Source organism: Pseudoduganella sp. SL102, assembly GCF_027856995.1.
Classification (GTDB): Bacteria; Pseudomonadota; Gammaproteobacteria; order Burkholderiales; family Burkholderiaceae_D; genus Rugamonas; species Rugamonas albidiflava.
This window is the reverse complement of the sequence record NZ_CP115554.1, coordinates 2,281,721-2,306,653: the sequence shown is the minus strand read 5'-3', so window position 1 is coordinate 2,306,653 and position 24,933 is coordinate 2,281,721. Positions and strand designations below refer to the sequence as shown.

Annotated in this window: 23 protein-coding genes; 14 read left to right on the top strand and 9 right to left on the bottom strand. The window is 65.0% G+C overall.

The features are described 5' to 3' along the window. Positions 1-406 precede the first annotated feature (406 nt). The 4 genes from OU994_RS09795 (at position 407) to OU994_RS09780 (ending at position 3,563) form a co-directional block, all read left to right on the top strand. The gene (locus tag OU994_RS09795) at positions 407-1,093 is read left to right on the top strand and encodes a hypothetical protein (RefSeq protein ID WP_281610593.1); all 687 of its coding nucleotides are present in this window, start codon (positions 407-409) and stop codon (positions 1,091-1,093) included. 11 nt (positions 1,094-1,104) lie between these two features. Continuing rightward, complete coding sequence (locus OU994_RS09790) at positions 1,105-1,806, top strand: histidine kinase (RefSeq protein ID WP_307731919.1); 702 nt, start codon at positions 1,105-1,107, stop codon at positions 1,804-1,806. Between the two features lie 89 nt (positions 1,807-1,895). Continuing rightward, positions 1,896-2,657, top strand: a complete 762-nt coding sequence (locus tag OU994_RS09785; protein ID WP_131147066.1) for a LytTR family DNA-binding domain-containing protein — start codon at positions 1,896-1,898, stop codon at positions 2,655-2,657. A gap of 93 nt (positions 2,658-2,750) precedes the next feature. Further along, a complete protein-coding gene (locus OU994_RS09780) occupies positions 2,751-3,563 on the top strand; it encodes a sensor histidine kinase (RefSeq protein WP_307731860.1) in 813 nt (270 codons plus the stop codon). Positions 3,564-3,643: 80 nt separating this feature from the next. On the opposite strand, the gene OU994_RS09775 is transcribed toward OU994_RS09780, so the two are convergent. From OU994_RS09775 to OU994_RS09765, 3 genes are all read right to left on the bottom strand, one after another. Beyond that, positions 3,644-4,729 (bottom strand): porin, encoded by a 1,086-nt coding sequence (locus OU994_RS09775; protein ID WP_281610592.1) that lies wholly within the window; start codon positions 4,727-4,729, stop codon positions 3,644-3,646. A gap of 131 nt (positions 4,730-4,860) precedes the next feature. Next, positions 4,861-5,508 carry a class I SAM-dependent methyltransferase gene (locus OU994_RS09770; RefSeq protein WP_281610591.1) on the bottom strand — a complete coding sequence of 216 codons (648 nt, stop codon included), beginning with the start codon at positions 5,506-5,508 and terminating at the stop codon, positions 4,861-4,863. Next, on the bottom strand, positions 5,505-6,446 hold the full coding sequence (locus OU994_RS09765; protein WP_131147070.1) for a CysB family HTH-type transcriptional regulator: 942 nt from the start codon (positions 6,444-6,446) through the stop codon (positions 5,505-5,507). Before OU994_RS09765 ends, OU994_RS09770 begins: the two co-directional genes overlap by 4 nt. Positions 6,447-6,638: 192 nt before the next feature. Between OU994_RS09765 and OU994_RS09760 the strand changes: the two genes are divergently transcribed. From OU994_RS09760 to OU994_RS09720, 9 genes are all read left to right on the top strand, one after another. Then, entirely contained in the window at positions 6,639-8,330 is a 1,692-nt protein-coding gene (locus OU994_RS09760) for a nitrite/sulfite reductase (RefSeq protein ID WP_281610590.1), read from the top strand. Further along, positions 8,323-8,886, top strand: a complete 564-nt coding sequence (locus OU994_RS09755; RefSeq protein ID WP_281610589.1) for a DUF934 domain-containing protein — start codon at positions 8,323-8,325, stop codon at positions 8,884-8,886. Before OU994_RS09760 ends, OU994_RS09755 begins: the two co-directional genes overlap by 8 nt. A gap of 17 nt (positions 8,887-8,903) precedes the next feature. Then, complete coding sequence (locus OU994_RS09750; RefSeq protein WP_281610588.1) at positions 8,904-9,620, top strand: phosphoadenylyl-sulfate reductase; 717 nt, start codon at positions 8,904-8,906, stop codon at positions 9,618-9,620. Between the two features lie 36 nt (positions 9,621-9,656). Beyond that, positions 9,657-10,598, top strand: a complete 942-nt coding sequence (cysD, locus tag OU994_RS09745; protein WP_281610587.1) for a sulfate adenylyltransferase subunit CysD — start codon at positions 9,657-9,659, stop codon at positions 10,596-10,598. Beyond that, positions 10,598-11,899: a sulfate adenylyltransferase subunit 1 gene (locus OU994_RS09740; RefSeq protein WP_131147074.1), complete on the top strand. Its 1,302-nt coding sequence runs from the start codon at positions 10,598-10,600 to the stop codon at positions 11,897-11,899. The genes cysD and OU994_RS09740 overlap by 1 nt, the downstream gene beginning before the upstream one ends. An 83-nt stretch (positions 11,900-11,982) precedes the next feature. Next, on the top strand, positions 11,983-12,702 hold the full coding sequence (gene cobA / locus OU994_RS09735; protein ID WP_281610586.1) for a uroporphyrinogen-III C-methyltransferase: 720 nt from the start codon (positions 11,983-11,985) through the stop codon (positions 12,700-12,702). A gap of 253 nt (positions 12,703-12,955) precedes the next feature. Beyond that, entirely contained in the window at positions 12,956-13,444 is a 489-nt protein-coding gene (locus OU994_RS09730; protein WP_281610585.1) for a DUF6328 family protein, read from the top strand. Positions 13,445-13,494: 50 nt separating this feature from the next. After that, positions 13,495-14,256 (top strand): hypothetical protein, encoded by a 762-nt coding sequence (locus tag OU994_RS09725; RefSeq protein WP_281610584.1) that lies wholly within the window; start codon positions 13,495-13,497, stop codon positions 14,254-14,256. Continuing rightward, positions 14,256-15,008, top strand: a complete 753-nt coding sequence (locus tag OU994_RS09720; protein WP_281610583.1) for a hypothetical protein — start codon at positions 14,256-14,258, stop codon at positions 15,006-15,008. The genes OU994_RS09725 and OU994_RS09720 overlap by 1 nt, the downstream gene beginning before the upstream one ends. A 3-nt stretch (positions 15,009-15,011) precedes the next feature. Here OU994_RS09720 and OU994_RS09715 read toward each other — a convergent pair whose 3' ends face one another. Genes OU994_RS09715 through lptF form a run of 4 tightly spaced genes read right to left on the bottom strand, consistent with a single transcriptional unit; the run spans position 15,012 to position 18,409 of the window. Next, on the bottom strand, positions 15,012-15,770 hold the full coding sequence (locus OU994_RS09715) for a carbon-nitrogen hydrolase family protein (RefSeq protein ID WP_281610582.1): 759 nt from the start codon (positions 15,768-15,770) through the stop codon (positions 15,012-15,014). Beyond that, positions 15,757-16,134 (bottom strand): sirohydrochlorin chelatase, encoded by a 378-nt coding sequence (locus OU994_RS09710; protein ID WP_229420477.1) that lies wholly within the window; start codon positions 16,132-16,134, stop codon positions 15,757-15,759. The genes OU994_RS09715 and OU994_RS09710 overlap by 14 nt, the downstream gene beginning before the upstream one ends. Continuing rightward, positions 16,131-17,294, bottom strand: a complete 1,164-nt coding sequence (gene lptG, locus OU994_RS09705) for an LPS export ABC transporter permease LptG (RefSeq protein WP_281610581.1) — start codon at positions 17,292-17,294, stop codon at positions 16,131-16,133. Before lptG ends, OU994_RS09710 begins: the two co-directional genes overlap by 4 nt. Beyond that, positions 17,291-18,409 carry an LPS export ABC transporter permease LptF gene (lptF, locus tag OU994_RS09700; protein WP_281610580.1) on the bottom strand — a complete coding sequence of 373 codons (1,119 nt, stop codon included), beginning with the start codon at positions 18,407-18,409 and terminating at the stop codon, positions 17,291-17,293. The genes lptG and lptF overlap by 4 nt, the downstream gene beginning before the upstream one ends. 209 nt (positions 18,410-18,618) lie before the next feature. On the opposite strand from lptF, the gene OU994_RS09695 reads away from it, so the two are divergent. After that, on the top strand, positions 18,619-20,112 hold the full coding sequence (locus OU994_RS09695; protein WP_281610579.1) for a leucyl aminopeptidase: 1,494 nt from the start codon (positions 18,619-18,621) through the stop codon (positions 20,110-20,112). A 117-nt stretch (positions 20,113-20,229) separates the two neighbouring features. On the opposite strand, the gene OU994_RS09690 is transcribed toward OU994_RS09695, so the two are convergent. Beyond that, entirely contained in the window at positions 20,230-21,642 is a 1,413-nt protein-coding gene (locus OU994_RS09690; RefSeq protein ID WP_281610578.1) for a DUF3999 family protein, read from the bottom strand. Then, positions 21,639-24,893, bottom strand: a complete 3,255-nt coding sequence (locus tag OU994_RS09685; RefSeq protein ID WP_281610577.1) for a DUF2339 domain-containing protein — start codon at positions 24,891-24,893, stop codon at positions 21,639-21,641. Before OU994_RS09685 ends, OU994_RS09690 begins: the two co-directional genes overlap by 4 nt. Positions 24,894-24,933 lie beyond the last annotated feature (40 nt).

The window sequence follows — 24,933 nt, the reverse complement described above, 5'->3', positions numbered from 1 at the left end:
ACGCCCACACTTATCGACTGTTGATTGTTAAAGAATTCTGCCCAAGCATTTCAACTTCGGGCTTGCTGCGGATTCGTGAACTTTCGTTCCATCCGGCGACAAATCGTTGTGTTTGTCAGCAGCAGAGAGGCAAGATTATCGAGTGTTTCGTGCGATTCGTCAAGCTTCTTTTTGCCCCGCTTCAACTTGCCTGTTTCACTTTCGTGACAGCTGCGTTGCTGCGAGGGACAGAACTATAGCAACCCATCCGCTGCCGCGCAAGCACTTTTTCGCGCCATCCGGCCATCGCGCACTTTCCCGTTCCAGTCCCGCGATTGCGCAGACTGTCGCACGGCCCTCGCCCGGTGGACAGTTTTGCGTTACGTTATCTACACTTGCTGCCCTATATAGAGAACGGACGCCGTCGATGTTCCCCACGCCGAAACTACAAGAAACCCTGAAGACCCTCCTGGCTTCGCTGCATACGGGCTTCGACCGGACTGCCACCTGGGTCACGCAATTGTCGTGGTGGAAGTTCTTCCTGTTTGCCGCATTGGCGCTGATCGCGGCGTCGATCCTGCAGGATGAGCTGTTTTCGCCGAATATCGATGAAGACGTCGTTATCCGCTCGCACAAGCGCCCCAGCACGGGCAGCGACACCAGTATCGTCATCGACGACAGCGGCATCCATTTCAATCCGCGCGGCGGCAAGCTGCGCAACCCGGCACCGTCAGAGGCGGGTGATGCCGCCGACGCACCTGAAGCTGCCGAAGCTCCGGAAGCGTCCAGCGCCGCCGAAGCAGGCGATGCCGCTCCCGCTGCTCCCGCTGCTCCCGCTGCTCCCGCTGCTCCCGCTGCCCCTGCCGCTCCCGCTGCTCCTGCCGCCGCCGCAGCGCCTGCCGCCCCTGCCCCCCGCTCGTCAAGGGCCGCTCGACCCCGGTCGTCACTGCCCTTCCTGGCGAAGAAGTGCACATCGAACTGCCGCCGCAGATCGGCGAAGAGCTGTCCAATGCGCTGGAAGAAGCGGTCGACAACGCGGCCGAGGAAAAGGTGTCCCGGTATCACGAGCAGGCGTCCACGTGGTTCCAGAGTTTTGTTTTCCTGCTGGTGCTGACGCTGTTCGGCATGAAGGCCCTGATGGGCGGGAAGAAGAAGGCGGAAGCGGAAACCCAGACCGCCAATGCGGCCGCCGAGCGCGCCGCCATGCAGCGCCAGCTGTCGGAAGCAAAGATGCAGATGATGCAGGCCCAGGTCGAGCCGCACTTCCTGTTCAACACGCTGGCCTCCGTGGAACACCTGATCGAGACCGATCCACCGCGGGCATCAGCCATGCAGCGCAGCCTGATCAAGTACTTGCGGGCGGTGCTGCCGCAGATGCGCGACAACACGCTGATCACCAACCTGGGCCGCGAAGCGGACATGGTGCTGGCCTACCTGGCGCTGCTGAAGATGCGGATGGAAGAACGGCTGACGATCGACTTCGACATTCCCGATGGCCTGCGCAGCGCGGCATTTCCGCCGATGATGCTGCAGTCGATGGTGGAGAACGCCATCAAGCACGGCCTGGAAGGCAAGCCCGAAGGCGGAACGCTGAAGGTGCGCGCGGATGTGGCGCACAGCAAGCTGCGCGTGATCGTCGCCGACAATGGCCTCGGCTTCGGCGCCAAGCCCAGCGACGGCACCGGCCTGGGCTTGATGACGATCCGCGAGCGCCTGAAACTGCTGCATGGCGATGCCGGCCAGTTGCGCATCGAACCGAACCAGCCGAGCGGCGTGATCGCCACGATCGAAGTGCCCTATCAGTTGTCCGAGGCGGCGCGCAAATAGCACAAAACCCGGCGGCGGCGCCACGGCCATTGCGCGGTGCCCCGATTCATTGAATAATTGGCACCCATTGCCCCTTATTCCTGCCAGCCATGCCTACCGCGATTTTAGCCGACGATGAACGTTTGATGCGCGACCAGCTGCGCATGCGCCTGGGCCAGGTATGGCCTGAACTGGAGATCGTGGGCGAAGCCAAGAACGGCGACGAGGCGATCGAGCTGGTCGACCAGCTGAAGCCCGACTTCACCTTCCTCGACATCCGCATGCCCGGCAAGACCGGCATGGAAGCCGCGGCCATCATCGGCAACAAGAGCCATGTCGTGTTCGTGACGGCCTACGACGCGTATGCCGTGGAAGCCTTCGAGCGCGGCGCCGTCGATTACGTGCTCAAGCCGCCGGAGCAGGAACGGCTGAAGATCACCGCGGAGCGCCTGAAGGAACGGCTGAACAAGCCGGCCGGCGACGTCAATGCCAGCGTGACCGCCATGCTGTCGCAACTGGCGGAAAAGATCGCCGCGCCGAAGCCGAAGTTCCTGCAATGGATCCAGGCCAGCATCGGCCAGGACCTGCGCATGATTCCCGTCGAGGAAATCCTGTTCTTCCGCTCGGATGAAAAATACACCTGCGTGCAGACCGACAAGTTCGAAGCCCTGATCCGCAAGCCGGTGCGCGACCTGGCCGACGAACTCGATCCTTCGCTGTTCTGGCAGATCCACCGCGCCACGCTGGTCAATGTGAACGCGATCGAAGGGGTGACGCGCGATATCCGGGGCCGGCACCTGGTGATGGTCAAGGGCCGGCCCGAGAAGCTGGAAGTGAGCCGCAGCTTCCTGCACCTGTTCAAGCAGATGTAAGTCCGCCGGCGCAGTTGTGCCACATCAATCCTTCCGAACCCATCTGTATTAGGGTTTTCGAGCGGCTGCCCGCATCAGCCGAAGGGAGCACCGATGTCCATGTCACGACCATTGCTGGTGGCTGCACTGATCCTCGCAGCGCGTTTTGCCTGGCGGCTCGACGCGCGGCCGACCACCCTTGCCGAACAGCGCGAGGCCGACGCCCGCGCCCGCATGGCCGGGCGCCGCGCGACCGACTCCGCGCTGGAGAATATCCGTGAAGAAGAACGCGCCCATATCGCGCGCGAACTGCATGACGACCTGGGCCAGCTGCTGGCCACGCTGCGTGTCGACATGAGCCTGCTGATGCGGCAACCGGTTGCCGACGATGCCACGCGCGACCTGCTGGCCGGCATGGACGGGCGGCTGCTGTCGGCGATCACGTCGCTGCGGCGCATCGCCAGCAACCTGCGCCCGCATGCGCTCGATGAAGGCGGCCTGTACTTCGCGCTGCAATCGCTGCGCCATGAATTCGCGGAGCGCCATGGCATCGTGTGCGAACTCGCCGCACGCGAAGACGAGCTGGTCTTGAACGACCGTTACAGCACGGCGCTCTTCCGCATCGTGCAGGAATCCCTGACCAACATCGCCCGCCACGCGCAGGCCCGCCATGTGCGCATCGCGCTGCGCCGGCACCGGGCCACGCTGTACCTGACGATCGAGGACGATGGCCGCGGCATTGCCCAGGCGGACATGGAAAAACCCACGTCGTTCGGCCTGCTCGGCATGCGCGAACGGGTGTGGGCGATCCGCGGCGATATCGCGATCACCGGCAGCCACCGCGGCACGCGGATCGAGATACACCTGCCGCTGCCGGGTGAGGCCCTCGACATCGGCAAACTGCCCAATGCCCACCGCGCCAACTGAACCGCTGCCGGAATGACCTGCGTACATGAAAAAACGCCCGGCGCGTGCCGGGCGTTTTCATCGGGTACCGCGGTCAGGCATCAGAACGTGTGGCGAATGCCCAGGTTGAAGCCGGTGTCGCCGCTGCCGGTTTCGTTGTTGTTACCCACGGTGTAGCCGGCACCGTTCTTGTTGTCGATCTTTGCGTAGGCAACGTAGGCGCTGGTGCGCTTCGACAGGTCGTGCGAGTAGCCCACGGCCCACTGGCGCGCATCCTGGTTGTTGGCGGTCTTGTCGTTCTTGTTCATCCACGAAGCGATGATCTTGCCGGAGCCGACCGGCACCTGCACACCCACCAGCGCGTCGTCCGCTTCCAGCGAGGCGCGCGGCGCGACGGCGTAGCCGAACGCGTTGGCGACCGGGATCGGCGAGCTGTTCAGGCCCTTGTCGCGCTCGAAGGCGGCGAACACCTTGACGACCTTGAAGTCGTAGTTGACGGCCAGCAGCGTGTTCTTGCCGTCTTCGCGCTCGGCGGCCGGGGTGGTGCCGGAAGCAACGGTGTCGTTGTTACGGTTGTTGTACACCAGGGCCGCGTTCAGGCCGCCCGACGTGTAGTTGAAGCCGATCGAGAAGACGCGGCCGGCTTCGCTGTCGCCAGCCTGCTCGCCCAGCGCATACAGGCCTTCCACCGAGAAGCCGGCCCACTTCGGCGTGGTGTACACGATCGCGTTCGACACGCGGGTGTTGACGCCGCCGGTCGGGAACAGGTTCTTGGCGCTGCCAGCGTAGCCGGCGCCGAACGGGTCGGCAATCTTCGACAGCGCGTTGTACAGCGGGTTGTACTGGCGGCCCAGCGTCAGCGTACCCAGCGTCTTGCTGGACAGGCCCACGAAGGCCTGGCGGTTGAACAGCGCGCCCGAGCTGTCGATGGCGCCGTCGTCGATCTTGTAGCCCGATTCCAGCGTGAAGATCGCGGACAGGCCATTGCCCAGGTCTTCGGTGCCGCGGAAACCGATCCGCGACTGGCTGCCGATGCCGCTCGTCACCTTGGTGACGTCACCGGCCGCGCCGCCGGTCTCACGGACGATACCCGCATCCACGATACCGTAGATGGTGACGTTCGACTGGGCGGAAGCGGTGGCTGCGAAGCTGCCGGCGATGAGTACGGCCAGGGTAAGTTTTTTCACTTTGATGTTCTCTTGTTGAAGTTGGTCGGACTGTGAGACCGCTCTGGGTCTGACGCGGCGTATCATGCCTTCCAAATACTTCAACAATATGACATCAATAACTTGTTACCAAAACACAACAGGTATTGCGTTTACTTCAGCCGCGCTGTCAGCAGCCAATAATATTGCCACCGTTCGATGCGGATTTCCTTCGTAGATGCCGCCAGTTTCTTGCGCAGGTAGCTGTCGGTCGGGAAATTCTTGACGATTTCAAGGCGCTCGCCGGATGGCAGCGTACGGAACTGGTAGGTGTTGCCTTCCTGGTCCGTCCGGGCGATGACGGTGCTGCTGCCATCCACGTACACGTTATCCAGCAATACCAGCAGCACATCCTTGCCCAGCTTCGCGCGCAATTGCGCCACGAAACGTTCCTGCTCTTCGCGCTTCACATGCGACCACCAGAAACCGGCAAACACCGCCGTGTATTCGCCCGGTGCCGGCGGCAGGTCGAATGCATCGGCCTGCGCAAAGGTGACGTTGCCTTCCGGCTGGCGCGTGCGTGCCAGCGCCAGCGCTTCCTCATTGACGTCGATGGCATGCACCGAGGCGGCGCTCGCCCCGATCAGCCGAGTCCAGTAACCGGTGCCGCAGGCGATTTCCAGCACCTTGTGGCCGCGCAGCAGCTCGGGCAGTCTCTGGCGCAGCAAGGCCAGGTCGGCCTGCCGTTCCGTTTTGTCGTAGGTATCTTCGATGGCGGCCGCGTTCAGCGCGTAATACCGCTGCAATGTTTCATGATTCATAATTCGTAGTTTTCGTGCTCACCGCGCATGGCCTGCTCCACCAGCTTGCGGTTCAGCGTGGGAGCGAGCAGCTCGATGAACGTATAAATATAGGAGCGCAGATAAGCGCCCTGCTTCACCGCCACGCGCGAGACATTCATGCCGAACAGGTGGCCGACTGAAATCGCCCGCAGGTTGCGGTCCCGCTCGGCGTCGAACGCCATGCCCGCGATGATGCCAATGCCCATGCCCAGTTCCACATAGGTCTTGATCACGTCCGCATCGATCGCTTCCAGCAGCACATCCGGCTTCAGGCCGCGCAGCGAGAAAGCATGGTCGATCTTGCTGCGGCCGGCGAACGCGCTGTCATACGTGATGACCGGGTAGGCGGCGATATCTTCCAGGGTGACGGACTTACCTTTCAGCAACGGATGCTCGGGCGGGACCACCACCACGTGTTCCCACTGGTAGCACGGCAGCGTGATCAGGTTGTCGACACCGGCGATGGACTCGGTGGCGATGGCCAGGTCGGCCTGGTCGCGCTGTACCATCTCGGCGATCTGCCGTGGATTACCTTGCAAAAGGGACAACCTTACCTTGGGAAACTTCAGCATGAAGGCCTGCACCACCTTCGGCAGCGTGTAGCGGGCCTGCGTATGCGTGGTGGCGATCGTGAAACTGCCACTGTCCTGCGCCGCGTATTCCTTGCCGATCCGCTTCAGGCTGTCGATCTCCTGCATGATCAGCTCGACCGACTCCAGGACCAGCCGGCCCGGCTCGGTCAAGCCGCGGATGCGCTTGCCATGGCGGGTGAAGATATCCACACCCAGCTCTTCTTCCAGCTCGATGATGGCCTTGGACACGCCCGGCTGCGACGTGAACAGCGCCTTGGCGGCATCGGTCAGGTTGTAATTCTGGCGGACGGCTTCCCGTACGAAACGAAGTTGATGAAGATTCATGTAGTTCCTGGCGGTAAGTCCGCTATTTTACGCTGAAGCTTATACCGCCCACGCATATAAGCAAATAAAGACTAAGTCGTTTGGAATAAAGCGTGAGTTTATTACGATAACGCCTATCTTGGGGACAACCTGCCGGGAGAGCCCGTCGGCAAGCCGCCGGTCAGCTCCATGCTTTGCGATTATAGGAACGCTATGTACCAATACGATCAATACGACCATCTCATCGTGCGGGAGCGCATCGCGCAGTACCGCGACCAGGTGCAGCGCCGCCTGTCCGGTGAGTTGACCGAAGAAGAATTCCTGCCGCTGCGCCTGCAGAACGGCCTGTACATGCAGCGTCATGCCTACATGCTGCGGATCGCCGTGCCCTATGGCTTGCTGTCCTCGAAGCAGATGCGCATGTTCGCCCATATCGCCCGCAAGTACGACCGCGGCTATGGCCACTTCACCACGCGCCAGAACATCCAGTTCAACTGGATCGAGCTGGAACACACGCCGGACATCCTGGCCGACCTGGCCTCTGTCGAGATGCACGCGATCCAGACTTCCGGCAACTGCATCCGCAACGTGACGTCGGACGAATTCGCCGGCGTGGCCGCCGACGAGATCATCGATCCGCGCCCGTATGCCGAAGTGCTGCGCCAGTGGTCCACCTTCCACCCCGAGTTCATCGCCCTGCCGCGCAAGTTCAAGGTGGCGATCAACGGCGCCCTGGAAGACCGCGCCGCGATCGCCATCCACGACATCGGCCTGACGGTCGTGAAGAACGAAGCCGGCGAGATCGGCTTCAAGGTCATGGTCGGCGGCGGCATGGGCCGCACCCCGATCATCGGCACCACGATCCGTGAATTCCTGCCGCGCGAACACCTGCTGACGTACACGGAAGCGATCATGCGCGTGTACAACCAGTACGGCCGCCGCGACAACAAGTACAAGGCGCGCATCAAGATCCTGCTGAAGGCCATCGGCGCCGAGGAATTCGCCCGCCAGGTCGAAGAGGAATGGGCCGACCTGAAAGGCACTGAGGAAACGCTGACGCTGGAAGAAATGGAGCGCGTGATCGCCTACTTCCAGCCGCACCCGTACGAATCGCTCGAAGCGATCGACCCGCGTGCCGGCCACGAGGACAACAAGGCCTTCGCTAACTGGCTGGGCCGCAACGTCAAGCCGCACAAGCAGGCTGGCTACGCCGCCGTGATCCTGTCGCTGAAGAAAACCGGCGTGCCGCCGGGCGACGCCACCGCGGAACAGATGGACTTCATGGCCGACCTGGCGGACCGCTACAGCTTCGGCGAACTGCGCGTGACGCACGAGCAGAACATCGTGCTGGCGGACGTGAAGCAGTCGCAGCTGTTCGACCTGTGGAAAGAGATCAAGGCGCATGGCCTGGCCACGCCGAACATCGGCCTGCTGACCGACATCATCTGCTGCCCGGGCGGCGACTTCTGCTCGCTGGCCAACGCGAAATCGATCCCGATCTCGGCCGCCATCGCGGAACGCTTCGACCACCTCGACTTCCTGCACGACATCGGCGATATCGAACTGAACATCAGCGGCTGCATCAACGCCTGCGGCCACCACCACGTCGGCAATATCGGCGTGCTGGGCGTCGACAAGGATGGCAGCGAATGGTATCAGGTGTCGATCGGCGGCGCGCAGGGTAACGCCACCGCGATCGGCAAGATCATCGGCCCGTCGTTCTCGGCGCACCAGATGCCGGAAGTGATCGACCGCCTGCTGCAGGTGTACCTGCGCGAACGCACGCCGGACGAGAAATTCGTCGACACGGTGCAGCGCATCGGGATCGCCCCGTTCAAGGAACATGTGTACGCCACGCCAATCAACGAACCGGGTCGCCTGGTGGGAGAGGACGAATATGCCTAACGAATTTGCCAACCGCGTCATCAAAGGTCAACAGATCGTCGCCGACGACTGGACCGTATTGCGCCTCGAAGAAGGCCAGGAACCGGCCACGGTGGAAGTCGCCGCCGGCAAGGTCATCGTGCCGCTGAAAGTGTGGCAGGCGCAGAAGGAAGCGCTGGCCGCCCGCCCTGAAATCGGCGTGTGGCTGCAGTCCGACGAGCGCCCCGAAGAGCTGAAGGGCGAACTGGACAAGTTCTCGGTCGTGGCCGTGAACTTCCCGAAGTTCACCGACGGCCGCGGCTACTCGATCGCCTACAACCTGCGCATGCGCCTCGGCTATACCGGTGAGCTGCGCGCCATCGGCGACGTGCTGCGCGACCAGCTGTTCCAGATGAAGCGCACCGGCTTCGACGCGTATGCGCCGCGCCCGGACCGCAGCATCGAGGATGCGCTGAAAGGCCTGACCGTGTTCTCCGAAACCTACCAGGCGTCGGTCGACGACAAGCTGCCACTGTTCCGCCGCCATGCCCGCACGGCCGGCGCGCGCGAGCACAACGACATCGGCTCCGGCATCTGAACGGCTGGGGAACACACATGAGCAAGCTCGATTCTCTCGTTGCATCCACCAGGCAGACCCTGGAACTGATCGCACGCGAGTACACGCCAGCCGTGTTCGCCTCCAGCCTGGCGGCCGAAGACATGGTGCTGACGGACCTGATCCTGAAGGCGCAGCTGCCGATCGGCATCTTCTCGCTGGAAACCGGCCGCCTGCACAAGGAAACGCTGGCCATGCTGGATCGCGTGAGGGAGCACTACGGCTACGAGATCGCCCTGTACCGCCCGCAGCAGGATGCGGTGGACCAGTACGTGGCGCAGAATGGCCTGAACGCTTTCTACGACAGCGTGGACATGCGCAAGGAATGCTGCCGCATCCGCAAGGTGGAGCCGCTGGGCCGCGCGCTGGCCGGCAACAAGGCCTGGATCACGGGCCAGCGCCGCGCGCAGTCGAACACCCGCACCACGCTGCAGGTACACGAGGACGATCCCGGGCACCTGATGGACAAGTTCAACCCGCTGGCCGACTGGTCCGAGGAAGACGTGTGGGACTACCTGCGCGCCAACAATGTGCCGACCAACGCGCTGCACGACCAGGGCTTCCCGTCGATCGGCTGCGAACCGTGCACCCGCGCGGTCCAGCCGGGCGAGGATGTGCGCGCCGGCCGCTGGTGGTGGGAAAACCCCGAATCGAAGGAATGCGGGCTGCACGTCGTCGACGGCAAGCTCATTCGAATCAAATCCGTGGCGGCTTAATTCACTATTTTTGCTCGCCATAACAAGAGAATCTACATGAACGCACTGGCAGAAAATCAGATTACCGGGCTGGAGGACGTGAACGCGCGCCACCTGGACGCCCTCGAATCGGAAGCGATCCACATCCTGCGCGAAGTCGCGGCGGAATGCTCCAATCCCGCGCTGCTGTTCTCGGGCGGCAAAGACTCGGTTGTCCTGCTGCGCCTGGCCGAAAAGGCCTTCCGCCCCGGTAAATTCCCGTTCCCGCTGGTACACGTCGATACCGGCCACAACTTCCCGGAAGTGATCGAGTTCCGCGACCGCCGCGTGGCCGAACTGGGCGAGCGCCTGATCGTGGGCTCCGTCGAGGAATCGATCCGCAAGGGCACGGTGCGTCTGCGCAATCCGCAAACGGATTCGCGCAATGCCGCGCAAGCCGTGACGCTGCTGGAAACGATCGCCGAACACGGCTTCGACGCCTGCATCGGCGGTGCCCGCCGCGACGAGGAAAAGGCCCGCGCGAAAGAGCGGATCTTCTCGTTCCGCGACGAATTCGGCCAATGGGATCCGAAGGCGCAGCGCCCGGAACTGTGGGACCTGTATAACACCCGCGTCCACCCGGGCGAGAACATGCGCGTGTTCCCGATCTCGAACTGGACGGAGCTGGACGTGTGGCAGTACATCGCCCGCGAGAAGCTGGCGCTGCCGTCGATCTATTTCGCGCACGAGCGCCAGGTCATTCCGCGCAACGGCCTGCTGGTGCCGCTGACCGACCTCACGCCGCCGCGCGAAGGCGAAACCGTCGAGACGCAGGTGGTGCGCTTCCGTACCGTGGGCGACATCTCGTGCACCTGCCCGGTATCGTCCGATGCCGCCGATGTCGATGCGATCATCGCCGAGACGGCCGTGACGCAAGTGACTGAACGGGGCGCCACGCGGATGGACGACCAGACCTCCGAAGCCTCGATGGAAAAACGCAAGAAAGCCGGATACTTCTGATGAACGCCATGAACGAAAACCTGTCCCAATCATCTTTGCTGCGCTTCATTACCGCCGGCTCCGTCGACGATGGCAAGAGCACGCTGATCGGCCGCCTGCTGTTCGACAGCAAGGGCATCTTCGCCGACCAGCTGGCCGCCGTGTCCCGCGCCAAGCACAAGCGCACCGTGGGCGACACCATCGACCTGTCGCTGCTGACCGATGGCCTGGAAGCGGAACGCGAGCAAGGCATCACGATCGACGTGGCCTACCGCTACTTCGCCACACCCAAGCGCAAGTTCATCATCGCCGACACGCCCGGCCACGAGCAGTACACCCGCAACATGGTCACCGGCGCCTCGACGGCCGACGCGGTGATCATCCTGATCGACGTGTCGAAGGTGAAACTGCGCGAGGATGGCGGCGTTGACTTGCTGATCCAGACCAAGCGCCACTCGACCATCGCCCACCTGCTGCAGATCGAGCACGTGGTGGTGGCCGTCAACAAGATGGACCTGGTGAACTACGACCAGGACGTCTACGACCGCATCGTCAAGGCCTACGGCGAATTCGCGCAGACGCTGGGCCTGAAGGACATCACGCCGATCCCGCTGTCCGCCCTGACCGGCGACAACGTGGTCGAGAAGAGCGCCAACATGGCGTGGTACCAGGGCCCGACCCTGATCGAGCTGCTCGAATCGCTGTCCGTGTACGACGAGTCGCACGCTTCGCCGTTCCGCTTCCCGGTGCAGCTGGTGGCGCGCCACAACGGCCACGAAGCCAACGACTTCCGCGGCTACATGGGCCGCATCGAAGCCGGTAAAGTATCCGTGGGCGACAAGCTGGTGGTGCAGCCTTCCGGCCACAGCGCCACCGTGAAGGAAATCGTCACGTTCGACGGCGCGCTGCAGTCGGCGACGGCCGGCCAGTCGGTGACGATCGTGCTGAACGAATACGTGGACGTGTCGCGCGGCGACGTGCTGGCCTCCGCCGAACAGCCGGCCACGCTGCTCAAGCAGGTGAGCGCCGATGTATGCTGGCTGTCCGAGGAACCGCTGGACCTGCGCCGCAAGTACTGGCTGAAGCACGGCACCAAGCAGACCGCCGCGAAGATCACGAAGATCGACTCGATCCTTGACATCAACACGCAGCAGCGTCACGATGCCGAGGCGCTGAAGCTGAACGACGTGGCCCGTATCGGCCTGACCGTGCAGCAGCCGCTGGCCGCCGATGCCTATGCCGACATCCGCGCCACCGGCGCCTTCATCCTGATCGATGAAGTCACGCACCAGACCGTGGCAGCCGGCATGATCCGGCTCTGAGTCGGCCTTGAGTCGGCTGCGAGTCGACTCGCAGTCGCGCCACGGCGAATAACGTCATCATCAACGCCAGCAGGGAGCCCGGTTTGCCAGCAGTCGGAAAAGTTTATCTCGTGGGCGCCGGTCCCGGCGCCGCTGACCTGATCACGGTACGCGGCGCCCGCCTGCTGGCCGATGCGGACGTCGTGCTCTACGACGCGCTGGTCACGCCTGAAATGCTGGCGCTGTGCCCGCAAGCCGACCTGGTGTCGGTCGGCAAGCGCGCCGGCCAGCGCTCGGCGGCGCAGGAATCCATCAACCAGCAGCTCATCGACTGCGCGCGCAAGTATGCGCGCGTGGTGCGCCTGAAAGGCGGCGACCCGATGCTGTTCGGCCGCGCCGACGAGGAGTTGACGGCGCTGGAAGCGGAAGGCATCGAGGTCGAGGTGGTGCCCGGCATTACCACGGCCGTTGCGGCGGCGGCGGCGGCCAAGCAGCCGCTGACGAAACGGGGCGTGGCCCGCAGCGTGGCCTTCTTCACGTCGAGCACCGCGCCGGACGAGGACGACCTGTCCGGCATCCCGTCGACCGATACGCTGGTGCAGTACATGGGTGGCCGCGAAGCCATCGCCACCGCCCAGCGCCTGCTGCAGCAGGGCCGCCGGCCCGATACGCCGGTACTGGTACTGGAAAACGTCAGCCGGCACGACCAGCGCATCGAGCGCATCACACTGGACAAGCTGGCCCACGGCCTCGGTTCGCCGCACGGACCCGTGCTGGTGATGGTGGGCGACGCGATGGAAGCCCGGCCGCTGCAGCCACGCTGATACCGCTATCGCGCTGTACCGCTATCGCTCTGATCCTTGTACCGCTCTGATCCTTGTACCGCTCTGATCCTTGTACCGCTCTGATCCTTGTATCGCTCTGATCCTGTATTGCTCTGAGCCTGTATCGCTCTGGCCCTGTGTCGCGCCGATGCTCCCCGCCCTTCTCCTCCATCGCGCCGTGCCGCTGGTTACGGCTGGGTAGCGGGCGCCCCTTCCGTGGGGTTCTCCCTATAATGGGGAAAAATCCCACGATATGAAAGTCGACCCACAACAACCCAACAAAGGCGTCCCCGACGACGCCGACCTGCCCGAAGACGGCGACTTCTCCGACATGCTCAGCGAGATGCGCATCGTCCTGCCCGGCGCGCAGACACTGGCGGCCTTCCTGATCATCCTGCCCTTCAATGGCGGGTTCCGGCACATCGTGCAATCGGAAAAATACGTGTTCCTGGCCACGCTGTTCTTTGCCCTTTCCAGCCTGATCCTGCTGTCGGGGCCCGCGGTGCAGCATCGCGTGATGCGCCCGCTGATGGACCGCGAGCGCTTCAAGCGCGTCGCGACGCGGCAGATCGTGGCTGGTTCGGTGGCACTGGGCATCGCCCTCGTGCTGGGTACCAATCTCGTCGTTTCCGAAGTCTTCGGCAACCAGGTCGGCCTGATCGTCGCCGTCGCGATCGGCGCGATCGTCGCTTCCGTATGGTGGCTGCTGCCGCTCTGGCTCAAGCGCAACAAGCGGATCTAGTACCGCCGCCGCTGCTAAAATACCGCCTTTTGCACAGACTGGGAGGCAGCATGGGACAAGCACACGACGTACTGGAACGGGCGCGCGCCGCGCGGCTGGAAGGCCGGTACGAGGATGCGCTGCGCGACCACCTGTGGTTCCACGAAAACGCGCTGGCGGTGGAGCCGGGCCTGGCGGGCGTGCGCCTGTCGTTCGCGCTGCGCGACTGGATCTACCTCGCCGAGCAATTCCCGCTGGCGCGCCGCGCCCTGCAGGGCCTGCGCGACCGCGATACGGAACGCATGCTCAACGGCGGCGAAGGCACTGGTCCGGGACTGCGCGAACTGTTCCGCGACATCGTCGCCATCAACAGCGCCCTGGGCGAGGATCGGGCGACCCACGACCTGTTCGTGCGGATGGATATCCAGATGCCGCTGCTTGCCCGGCAATGCGCCGACTTCGCGCTGCCCGCCCTGGTGGCGGCCGAGGACTTCACGCTGGCGCGCCGCTACCTGGGCGATCCGGCCGAGCGCGTGCGGGGGCTGGCGGCCAGCCTGAACGCCTACACGGAGGAGCTGGTGAAGACGGCCGGCACGTCGTCCGCCCCTGCCCTGCTGTCGTTCGTGCTGAACTACACCAAGGAAGTGCGCCTGGTGGTGGAAGTGCTGCGGCGCCAGGACGACGAAGCGCTGGCCGAGCAGGTATCGCGCGCCGCCCTGGACGAGCTGAAATCGGATGCGCTGCGCGATGCCGTCGAGCGCGAATTCGACAGCCCGGGCGCGACGATCCAGGCGATGGTGGCGCATGCGCGCGCCAACGTGACGGAACACTGATGGAGCCGGTGCGGCAGGCGATCATGGCCCGCCAGGCCGGCGACTACGACGGGGCGTTGCGCGTGCTGACCGGCATCACCGATGACCTGCGCCGCGACGATCCGGCGCTGCCGCCCTTGCCATTCATCGTGCTGTTCGAGTGGGGCCAGCTGATCGAAGTCCATTCGCCTGCGCGCGATGCCCTGGCGGCCTTGCGGGACGAGCACGTGCGGCGGCTGCTGGATGGCGATACCGACAGCGCGGAGGAAGCATTCGGCGGAAGAACGCATTCGCGATTCTGGGATATTGCCTGGTTCAACGACACGCTCGGCGACTCCCGGTCGACATACGAAGTCTTCCTGCACCTGCTGCGCACGACGCCCGAGGTGGCGGCACGTTATTCGTCCCGCGCCCTGCCCGCGATCGTCGAGCAGGGCGACTATGCGCTGGGTGAACGTTACCTGCCGGAGCCGCTGTCGCAGCTGGGCGAACTGAATGCGACCGCCCGCTGGGCGCCGTTGCTGCCGGCCGATTTCAGGCCGCCCCATCTTTCAGCACTGCTGTCGGGTTACGTCCAGGCATTGCGGTTGCGTGGCGCGATCCTCCACGGACTGGGCCGCCATGCCGAAGCTGGCGCATTGCGCATGGCCGGGCTGGCAGGCATCGAATCGGAGGAACTGCGCGCGCTGGCGGAAAAAGAGCTGGTCGCCCCCGGCGCGATCAGCCAACTGGTGGCCACGCACCAGGCATCGCTGCCGCCGTCGCCGGCATAAAGGTCACGCGCCTGGCGCGATGGCGCGAGCCTGCCATCCATCGCGACCGCGCCGGGCCAGCAGCAGGCATTCGCCGCCGCCGTCGGCCACGATCACGAGCTCGCCGTTCTCATCCCACAGCGCGCTGCGCCCGGCGATCTGCCAGCCACCGGTCGGGCCGCCATGGTTCGCCATCGCCACCGGCATCCGGTGTTCGCGCGCATGGCCGCGCAGCAGCGCCGCATCGTGCGCGTAACCATTTTCCGAGATCAGCACGCTGGCCGCGTACAGAGCGGCACCGCCCCGCGCGGCAGCGGCCGCATGTTCCGGATGCGCGATCTCGGCACACACCGCCAGCGCGACACGCGCGCCATCCAGTTGCAGGCCAGCGCCCCCACTACCCACCGCGAAGGCGGTTTCCTCGCCCGGATGCAGGTACTGCTTCGTGTAGACCTGTACCGTGCCATCGGGCAGGAACGACAGCGCGGCGATGCGTGGCAGGCCGGCCGTTCTCAAGGGAGCACCCGTGACGAGCACGACGCCAAGCCGCATGGCGGCTTCCCGCAGTGGCGCCAGGTGCATATCGTCGGCGGTCAGTGCCAGCCCGGCGGCCAGCGCCGGCTCGTAGCCCGTCAATGCCAGTTCGGGGAACAAGACCAGCCGCGCGCCTTCGCCGGCCGCGACTTCCGTCTGTACCACGTGGCGCGCGACGTTGGCGGCGATATCGCCCTTGACGACGACCGGCTGGGCAATCGCGAACGGCGCGATCTCAGCGAGGCTCAAGCAGCGATCCCACGCAGTAATCGGCGATCGCCTGCAGTACGGCCGCGTTTTCCCCGGCCGCTTCGGCGACGCGGATGGCCAGTTGCGGATGATCGGCGCGCAGCTGGTCGATCATTTCAGGCAGGTCGCGCAGCACGTGGCCGCCCTGCCCCAGGAACACCGGTACCACGGTGAGGTCCGTGACGCCTTGCGCCAGCAGTTCGGCGGCCCGCTCGGGCAGGCGCGGCGACATCAGTTCCAGGAAGGCCAGCGAGACATCGACGCCGGGCTCGCGCGCGGCCACCAGGTCGCGCAGGCGCTCGAATGGCGCGGCCCAGCTGGCGGCGCGGGCGCCATGGGCAAACAGGATCAATGCTTGTTTCAATGTCGTTCCACCCAGTAGAGTGCCCCCATGGCGAGGGCAAGGAAAATCACGCTCGGCATCACCGCCACCAGATAGGCGGGGAGCGAGGACAATGCGCCCACGTGCGCGAACAGCGTGTTCACCAGCAGGAAGCTCACGCCGATCATGATGCCGATGAAAATCTTGAGGCTCACACCCCCGCTGCGCGTGTGCAGGTAGGCGAACGGCAGCGCCAGCGCCATCAGCACGAACACGGCCAGGGGGTCGAATAGCTTTTTCCAGAAGGCGATCTTGAAGCGCTCGGTGCCCTGCCGGTTTTCCTGCAGGTGGCGGGTGTACACGGCCAGTTCGTTGGCCGACATGCGCTCCGGGTCGGACGAGGCGACCGACAGGATCTTCGGCGTGATTTCCGACACCAGATCCTTGGTGGCGTGCTGCCGGGTCTCGATCGCGCTGGTCTCCTGGGCGAAATTGTTTTGCGGCGTGGCCTCGCCCGTCAGCAGCGCCGGGTTGGTGAAGTGGTTTTCCGTCACCTCCTGCAGGCGCCAGACGTTGTTGCCCTGGTAGGTGCCGCTCTTGGCGACCGTGAGCGTGCGCAGCCGGTAGCTGTTGTCGAATTCGTAGAGCTTCACGTCCACCAGCGTGCCGTCCGGGCGCACCTGGCGCACGTTGAAGAAGCGCGAGCCCTGCACGGTGCCGGACAGCCCCCCGCTCTTGACGATGTCCTTGGTCCACAGGCCGGAACGGAAATCGGAAGAGACCGTGGCGCCGCGTCCGGTCAGGTGCAGGCGCTCGGCCATCAGCGCCGTGCGCGGCGCGATCAGCTCGCCGAAGATAAAGGTGACGACGACGAAGGCGATGCCGGTCTTGAACAGCATCCAGCCCGCCATGCGCGTCGACATCCCGGCGGCGCGCATGATGGTGAACTCGGACGACGACGCGAACTGCGCCATCGTGTAGATGGTGCCGATCAGCGCGGCGACGGGCATCACCTCGTAGACGTGCTGCGGCACCATCACCAGCACATACAGCAGCGCATCCTGGAAGCGGTAGCCGTTGCGGCCCACGGAGGACAGCTCGTTGGTGAGGTCCATGAAAGCCGTCAGGCCCAGGAATGCCAGCAATACCAGGCCCACGGCCTTGGTGATGGAAACTGTGAAGTAGCGCTGCAGGACCGTCATGCCGCCCCCTGCCCGCGCTTGCGCGACGCGAACAGTGCGCGCGGATGCCAGCGGCTGTTCACGTTCAGGCGCCACAGGAACAGGGCCAGCACCGTCAGCAGCGCCACCAGGTGCAGCGGCCACCAGCCCAGCGTGAAGCTGAAACGGCCCTGCTCGACACCCTTCCTGAACAGTTCGTTCATGTTGTAGTACGTGAAGAAGATGAGGATCGCGATGATCAGGTTGGTGGAACTGCCGGCGCGGGGATTGACGAAGCCGAGCGGAATCGCCAGCAACAGCAGCACGAAGCAGGTGATCGGCGCGGAAATGCGCCACAGCAGTTCGGAGCGCGCCTGGTTGGTGGGAATCTTGACCAGGGTCGCCGTCGGGATCGCCTTCACGTCCTGGATCGGATCGAGCCGGGTGGCCTGCTGCGCCACCTGCAACCTGTAGGTGTCGAATTCCATCGTCTGGAAATCGGCCTGGCCCGGCTGGCCCTGGTAGCGGCGGCCGTTCTTCATCACCAGGTAGCGCTGGCCGTTATCGGCCGTTTCGACCACGGCGTCCTTTGCCACGATGACGGTAGTGCCGCGCGCATCGACCTGGTTGACGAACACGTTCTGCACCGAAGCTGTCTGGCCCGACGCGCCTTCGGCGAAGAAGATCGCGTTCCTGGAACCCGATTCCTTGAACTGGCCGGGCGACACCTTCTGCAGGTCCTCGCGCTTGGCGAAGCGCTCGACGTACTCGGCATACTGCAGCTTGGCCCATGGCCCGGCGTAGAACGACAGCACCGCGGTGACCACGATGATGGGAAAGCCGAACGTGAGCACGGGCCGGATCCACGCTGTCAGGCTCTGGCCGGAAGCGAACCAGACCACCATTTCGGATTCCCGGTAGGTGCGGGTGACCACCAGCAGCACGGCGATGAAGCTGGTCAGCGCGAGGATCAGGGGCAGGTAATTCAGCGACGTGAAGGCGATCAGCGCGATGACATCGCCCGATGCGACCTTGCCGCCGGCGGCCTGGCCAAGGATCCTGATCAGGGTCCACGTGAGGATGATGGTGAACAGCACCGTGAAGGTAGCCCCGGCGGAGCCGAGCAGCTCACGCCGGAGGGCGCGTTGAAAAATCATTCGAAGCTTATAATTCGATAAGTGAGTCATGCGGGCGGCGCATGAAGCCGGCGTTCTTGCCGGCCGATTCGGCCGATTCGCGTAACTGGGTTAAGCTACCGCGCTTTGGTGTTTGTCCACGAGACGAATAGCCGAATGGCGAATAGCCGAATAGACGGACTGACGAACAGACGGACAGACGAACAAACGCGCACCAACGGAGAACAAAAATGGACTTTAGCATAAAAGCATTCGACACCAAGAACACCATCGCGTCGGCCAAGACCGGCTGTGTCGCAGTGGGCGTATTCGAAAACAGGAAGCTGTCGCAGGCTGCCCAGGCGCTCGATGGCGCCGGCCAGATCACGGCGGCGCTGAAGTCCGGCGACATCACCGGCAAGCCCGGCACCACCCTGCTGCTGCGCGGCGTGGATGGCGTGGCGGCCGAGCGCGTGCTGCTGGTGGGACTGGGCAATGCCGACGGCGTGACCGAGAAAGCCTTCACGGGCGGCGTGCAGGCCACCCTGAAGGCGTTTGCCACGCTGGGCGCGCCGGACGCCATTCTCGCACTGCCGCTGGCCGAACTGAAGGACCGCGACGTGAACTGGGCGATCCGCACCGTGGTGGTGGCCGCGCGCGACAGCATCTACCGCACCGACGCGCAGAAATCCAAGAAGGATCCGGCGCCGGCGGGCGTGAAGAAGCTGGCGCTGGCCGTGCCGAACAGCGCCGCCACCAAGCTGGCGCTGGCGCAGGCGATCGCCGTAGCCAACGGCATGCAGCTCACCAAGGACCTGGCCAACCTGTCGGCCAACGTGTGCACGCCGACCTACCTCGCCGAGACCGCCAAGAGCCTGGGCAAGGAATACAAGTTCAACGTCGAAGTACTGGAGCGCAAGCAGCTCGAGGCGCTGAAGATGGGCAGCTTCCTGTCGGTGACCAACGGCAGCGAGCAGCCGCCGAAGTTCATCGTCATGAAGCACATGGGCGGCAAGCCGAAGGATGCGCCGGTGGTGCTGGTCGGCAAGGGCATCACGTTCGATACGGGCGGCATTTCGATCAAGCCGGGCCCTGGCATGGATGAGATGAAATACGACATGGGCGGCGCCGCGTCCGTACTGGGCACCTTCCGCGCGATCGGCGAAATGGGCCTGAAGCTGAACGTGATCGGCATCGTGCCGGCCTGCGAGAACATGCCGTCGGGCCGCGCCACCAAGCCGGGCGACATCGTCACGTCGATGAACGGCCTGACCATCGAGGTACTGAACACGGACGCCGAAGGCCGCCTGATCCTGTGCGACGCGCTGACCTACGCCGAGCGCTTCAACCCGGCCGCCGTGATCGACGTGGCCACGCTGACCGGTGCCTGCATCGTGGCGCTGGGCCATCACCACAGCGGCCTGTTCACGCGCGACGACGACCAGCACAATGCGCTGGCCGAGGAAATCGCCGCCGCCGGCCGCGCCACCGGCGATACCGTGTGGCGCCTGCCGATCGGCGAACAGTACAACGACCAGCTGAAATCGAACTTCGCCGACCTGGCCAATATCGGCACGCCGGGCGGCGCGTCGTGCACGGCCGCCGCGTTCCTGGAAAACTTCACCCGCAAGTATCCATGGGCCCACGTGGACATCGCCGGCACCGCCTGGAAATCGGGCGCCGCCAAGGGTGCCACCGGCCGGCCGGTGCCGCTGCTGACGAATTTCCTGATCAACAGGGTATGACCGCAGGGCGTAATAGCAGGGCATAGAAACGGGGCATAACGGCAGGGCGCGAGACGCTACCCACGGGGCGCAGCGCACTGCACATGAACGCCGCCCGGCGCAAGCCGGGCGGCGTTGTCATTTCATTTGCCGGACCAGCTGCCATGCCATTGCCGCGAGCACGCATAAACCCAGCGCCAGCGTGCCCCACAGGATACCCTTGCGGGAGGCAGCCGACGCCGATGCCTGCGCGGCAACGCCCGGCGCCGGTGCCGCCGGCCGGGCCATGAACCGCTCGGCTGCGGCGGTGGCACGTTCCAGGTTGCCCAGCTCCGTTTCGGACAGGCCCGGCGCTACTTGCCCGATGGCCCATGCGGCCGGCTTGGCGTCGCGGCGGCCGTAGGCCAGCGTGTAGGGCGCACGGCCATTCGCCAGGAATACCAGCGTCGCCGGCGACCAGCCCAGTCGCAATGCCGGCTGGCTGCCGCTTGTCGCGAGCGGCCGCAGCACCCAATGGTCGCTGTGCAGCGGCGTGATCGGCACATCGCCGGAGAGGCGCTCGCGGCCGCCCTGTCCGAAACGGTAGAACGTGGCGCTCACCAATGGTTCGAACTGCCACGTGGTACGCCTCGCCTCGCGCAGCGATGGCAGTTCCCGGTAGCGCCCCAGCTCGGCTGGAAGGCTGACGTTGCGCTCGGAAAACTGCAGGCCGACCCGCTGCACGGGAATCGCGATGGCGGAGGGGTACATCAGGTCGGTACCGGCCTTGCCGGGCACCGGCTGTACCAGCAAGGTGTCCAGCGGAGCCGGTATCTCCTTGTAGCGCACCGCTTCGGCGCGGATCCCGGCAAATTGCAAGGGCTTGCCGGCCAGCCAGTGGATGCGCGCATAGCGGAACTGCCGCGGCTCGAAGGCGATGCGGTCGCTGGCCAGCGCCTGGCCATCACCACTCACCATCCAGCTCACGCTGCTGTCGGCGATGCCATGCCATTGCTGCAGGTCGTCGCTGGTCTCGATGCCCAGGCGCGCTTCATACCGCCCGGTTCCCGCGGGCAGCGTGAACTGCAGCGCATCGAATGCGCCACCGCCGCTCTCCGCCCCCATGTCGAGAACGAGCGCCGACAGGGCCGGCGCGGTCGCCTGCGTGCCGACGGTACGTGCTTCCACGGAGATCACCGTACCGTCGCCGGCCCGGCGGATCTCGACGCCGGCATCGATGCCATGCTGGTCAGGCTGGGCGAACACCGGGAATATGCGTACCGCGACACCTTGCCGGCTGGCCTGCGCCGCACCGGCTGGCGCACGCAAGGCGAATGGCAGGCGTGTGCCGTCCGCATCGAACACGCGCAGGTCGTGCAGCTCGGCCGAGAGCGCGTGCAGGTAGACGCCGCGGGGCAGACGGTATTGCACGACCGCCTCGCGCCCGCTGACTGTCAACTGCTGCTGGTACGCATAGTGCGCCGGGGTGTCAGCCGCGGCGGCGGGCAGGCTGGCCAACGCCAGGGCCAGCGCCGCCACGGCGGTGGCCAGGTGAGCGAATGCCTGCATCATGCCGGGTCCCCTTTGCGTTTCTCCAGCTCTTGTCGGGGCGACGCCGGGTAAGGCGCCAGGTAGCCGATCGCCAGCATGAGCAGCCCGACGCCCACGAACGAAACGATACGGGCCATGCTGCCACTGGCAGCCAGGTCGACGAGGAAAAGCTTGGCGACCACCAGGCCGAGCATTGCGGCGCCGGCCAGCCAAGGCTGACGCTGCAGGCGGCTGACGGCGCGGCGCATCAGCACCAGCGCAGCCATGCTCCAGAGCAGCGACAAGGCCGCCTGCACCGTCCGCGACGCGAACAGCGCATCGGCCCGGTAAGGCAGGTCCAGCCAGTGCGATGCGCTGCGCAACACGATCAGGTTAAGCCAGGCAAATGCCGCTGCCACGGCAAACCAGGGCAGCCCGGATTGCCATGCACGCGGCAACCTGATGCCCGGCTCGCCGCGGCACAGTATCAGTACCAGCACGGTCGCGAACCCGGTCGAAAGATCGAGCGGATTGGCCAGCGGCAGGTAGGGCAGCGGCGCCATCGCACCATCCTGCGTCAGGTTCCATGCCAGTACGTTGAACACGGTCCATGCCGCAGCCAGCGGCAGCAACACCCCGCCATACCATTCCGGTACCGGCCGCGCCGGCCAGCCACCCATGCGCGCCCGGTGCAGCAGCCAGCCGGCTACTCCCATCTGCGCCCACAATGGCATGAAACGTGCCCACGAGCCGGTGGTTTCCCATCCCGCCTCGGCGAGCACGTCGCGTTGGCCAGGCTGTATCGCCAGCCAGTCGCCGATCAGCAGGAAACCCAGCGGCCAGATCATGAGCCACGGCCCCGCGCTACGGAGTGTGTGCAATATCAGCAGGAGCTCGCGGCCAAGCCGCCAGCCATTGCTGGGCCAGCGATGAAGCAGGTACTCGCCCGCCACGAGCAGTGCGCCCAGCGCGATCCAGTCCTGGGCCGGCGGCAAATGGCCGGCATACAGTTCCAGCAGCAATTCGAGGATTGCCATTGCCAGCCCGACCCAGCCAGCGGCCGTCAGCCAGCGCAGCGAACGCCAGCGCAGGCGCGGGCCAAGCCATGCCAGCAGCACGGACGAGGCAGCGAGGCAAAGCGCATGCGCGGGCCAAAGGTCCATGAATGGCAGGAAGCGTGGCAAAGGCACGATGCCGGTCCAGTCCGCCGCATAGCCAGCGCAAGTGTCCAGCAAGGGACCGAACCACCACAGTGCCGCCCAGGCGAACATGCTGGGTGCGCCACGCCGTGCCACGAGTTGCCGTGCACGGGCCAGCCGCCAGGCGGTGAAGAATGCGGCTGCCGTGACCAGCAACACGCCAATGACAGGACGCCCGCCCTGCGCGGCTTGCCAGGACCATTGCCAGTGGCCGGCAATCTGTATGAGCAGGGTCACGCCCGCGAGCAGCTGAACCGCCAGCCCCAGGCCGCGTGCGCCGTGCCAGCCCGCGCGCACCGCCATGACCGACAGCGCTGCGCTCAGCAGCAGTCCCGTGGCGGCCTGCACATCGCTGCGCATCGCCCCTTCCGTGCGCAGCGCGGTCTCGGTCCAGGTGCCAGCCAGTAGCCAGGCCGTGGCAAAACACAGCAGGATCACCCCCAGCGTATCGAACGCCGTGCCCGGCGCGGTCCGGTCGGCGCGGCTGAACAAGCGGGACATCACGCCACTGCTGGCGGCCAGGATCAGGAAACCGAGCCACAGCCGCGCTTCGGCCACCGTTCCTGGCGTCAGGTTGCTGACCGCCAGCAGGAATGCGCACCAGCCGGCCAATTGCACCAGCACGCCAAAGCCCCAGGTTCGCGCGCTACCGTGACGCAAGCCGATCCATGCGAGTACCGCGCCTTCCACGGCCCAGGCGGCCGAAGTCCAGCGCGCGTCCAGCGCAAGCGGTATGACAACGGTGCCGAGCACCACACCCATGGCAAGGAACGACTCCACCAGGAGACGCATGTTTTCGCCATGCCGGCGCCACAAGGCCAGTGCCAGCCCCGTGTAGAGCATCCCGCCACCCAGCGCGGAAAACGCGACCGCGTACGGGATGTCACGCACGAGCGCCCATTGCAGCGCAGCACCGACCAGCGGCACGCCGAACACCAGCATGCCGTCGACCGGGTTCTTCATGCTGGTGGATTGTCGGAAAGCGTAGACCAGGGAGATGGCCGTGAAGAACAGGAAGAACAGCAGCAGGAAGCATTGCGCCGACAGATAGTCGTCGGGCGTGTAGCGTTGCATTGCCCAGGCGATGCCGATCACCGAAGTGAACCCCAGTCCGATCAGGTTCAGCGCGCGCCAGGAACGTTGCAGCGCGATGGCCAGGATGCCGGCATTGAGTACCGCATAGTAAGAGAACAGCGCGATGTGATTGCCGGTACCGGAGGAGGTCAGGATCGGTGCCAGGAAACCACCGGCAATGCCGAACAGCGCCAGCCACGCGGCATTCTGCATCACCGCCAGCAGGCAAGTGAACACCGTCAGCAGGAACAGCAGCGCGAATGCCGCTCCACCGGGAATCAGCGCATACATGCGGTAGGAGGCGAATACCAGCAGCATCAGGATGGCGATGGCGGCTCCCTGAACCGGCAAGCCGATGCTGCGGCGCCCTGCCCTGATGCGCCATCCCCATGCCAGCAGCGCAATATCGGCGGCGGCAATCGCGGCAATGCGCAACTCGACCGGAATGACGAGCCGCACGGCGACATACTTCAACAGGAAGCTGATGCCGAGGAACAGGATGACCAGTCCCAGCTTGGCGACCAGGTTGCCGGTGACGAGCCAGCGGATCGCCGCCGCGAACGTGCGCTGGAGCGGGCCTGGCGATACCGGTGGCGGGACCGTTACTGGCGGCTGCAAGTGTGGTGAATGACCTGCCGCAAGTGGGTTGGCAGCGGGTGGCGTTGCCTCAGGCGGGCTGGTTGCAGGTGATGTGCCGACTGGTGGAACGGTGACCTGCGGGACGACCGCCGGTGAACTGGGCGGCGATGCCATGGCTGGCGCGGCAACGCTGGCGGCGTGGTGGTCGGTGTCCGACGCGGAGCCGGCAGGCGGGGCATGCGATGCCGCTTCGGACTGCGGCGCTACGGGAGCTTCCTGCGACCCATTCCGATGCTGCTGTACCAGCGTATCGATATTCCGGCGCAGCTGCGCCGTTATATCTTCCAGGCTGCGAATCCTGGAATAGGCGCCGATTACCGAGAACAACAGGATAACGGGAGGAATGAGGATTCCCGCTCCGATGATTACCAAAAGCTCCATCGTGCCTCCATTTCCGATTCTCAGAAGAAACGGTTATGTT

Coding starts and splice junctions, on each gene's coding strand:
- OU994_RS09795 (WP_281610593.1), top strand. CDS start 407: ATGTTCCCCACGCCGAAACTACAAGAAACCCTGAAGACCCTCCTGGCT.
- OU994_RS09790 (WP_307731919.1), top strand. CDS start 1,105: ATGAAGGCCCTGATGGGCGGGAAGAAGAAGGCGGAAGCGGAAACCCAG.
- OU994_RS09785 (WP_131147066.1), top strand. CDS start 1,896: ATGCCTACCGCGATTTTAGCCGACGATGAACGTTTGATGCGCGACCAG.
- OU994_RS09780 (WP_307731860.1), top strand. CDS start 2,751: ATGTCCATGTCACGACCATTGCTGGTGGCTGCACTGATCCTCGCAGCG.
- OU994_RS09770 (WP_281610591.1), bottom strand. CDS start 5,508: ATGAATCATGAAACATTGCAGCGGTATTACGCGCTGAACGCGGCCGCC.
- OU994_RS09765 (WP_131147070.1), bottom strand. CDS start 6,446: ATGAATCTTCATCAACTTCGTTTCGTACGGGAAGCCGTCCGCCAGAAT.
- OU994_RS09760 (WP_281610590.1), top strand. CDS start 6,639: ATGTACCAATACGATCAATACGACCATCTCATCGTGCGGGAGCGCATC.
- OU994_RS09755 (WP_281610589.1), top strand. CDS start 8,323: ATGCCTAACGAATTTGCCAACCGCGTCATCAAAGGTCAACAGATCGTC.
- OU994_RS09750 (WP_281610588.1), top strand. CDS start 8,904: ATGAGCAAGCTCGATTCTCTCGTTGCATCCACCAGGCAGACCCTGGAA.
- cysD (WP_281610587.1), top strand. CDS start 9,657: ATGAACGCACTGGCAGAAAATCAGATTACCGGGCTGGAGGACGTGAAC.
- OU994_RS09740 (WP_131147074.1), top strand. CDS start 10,598: ATGAACGCCATGAACGAAAACCTGTCCCAATCATCTTTGCTGCGCTTC.
- OU994_RS09730 (WP_281610585.1), top strand. CDS start 12,956: ATGAAAGTCGACCCACAACAACCCAACAAAGGCGTCCCCGACGACGCC.
- OU994_RS09725 (WP_281610584.1), top strand. CDS start 13,495: ATGGGACAAGCACACGACGTACTGGAACGGGCGCGCGCCGCGCGGCTG.
- OU994_RS09720 (WP_281610583.1), top strand. CDS start 14,256: ATGGAGCCGGTGCGGCAGGCGATCATGGCCCGCCAGGCCGGCGACTAC.
- lptG (WP_281610581.1), bottom strand. CDS start 17,294: ATGACGGTCCTGCAGCGCTACTTCACAGTTTCCATCACCAAGGCCGTG.
- lptF (WP_281610580.1), bottom strand. CDS start 18,409: ATGATTTTTCAACGCGCCCTCCGGCGTGAGCTGCTCGGCTCCGCCGGG.
- OU994_RS09695 (WP_281610579.1), top strand. CDS start 18,619: ATGGACTTTAGCATAAAAGCATTCGACACCAAGAACACCATCGCGTCG.
- OU994_RS09690 (WP_281610578.1), bottom strand. CDS start 21,642: ATGATGCAGGCATTCGCTCACCTGGCCACCGCCGTGGCGGCGCTGGCC.
- OU994_RS09685 (WP_281610577.1), bottom strand. CDS start 24,893: ATGGAGCTTTTGGTAATCATCGGAGCGGGAATCCTCATTCCTCCCGTT.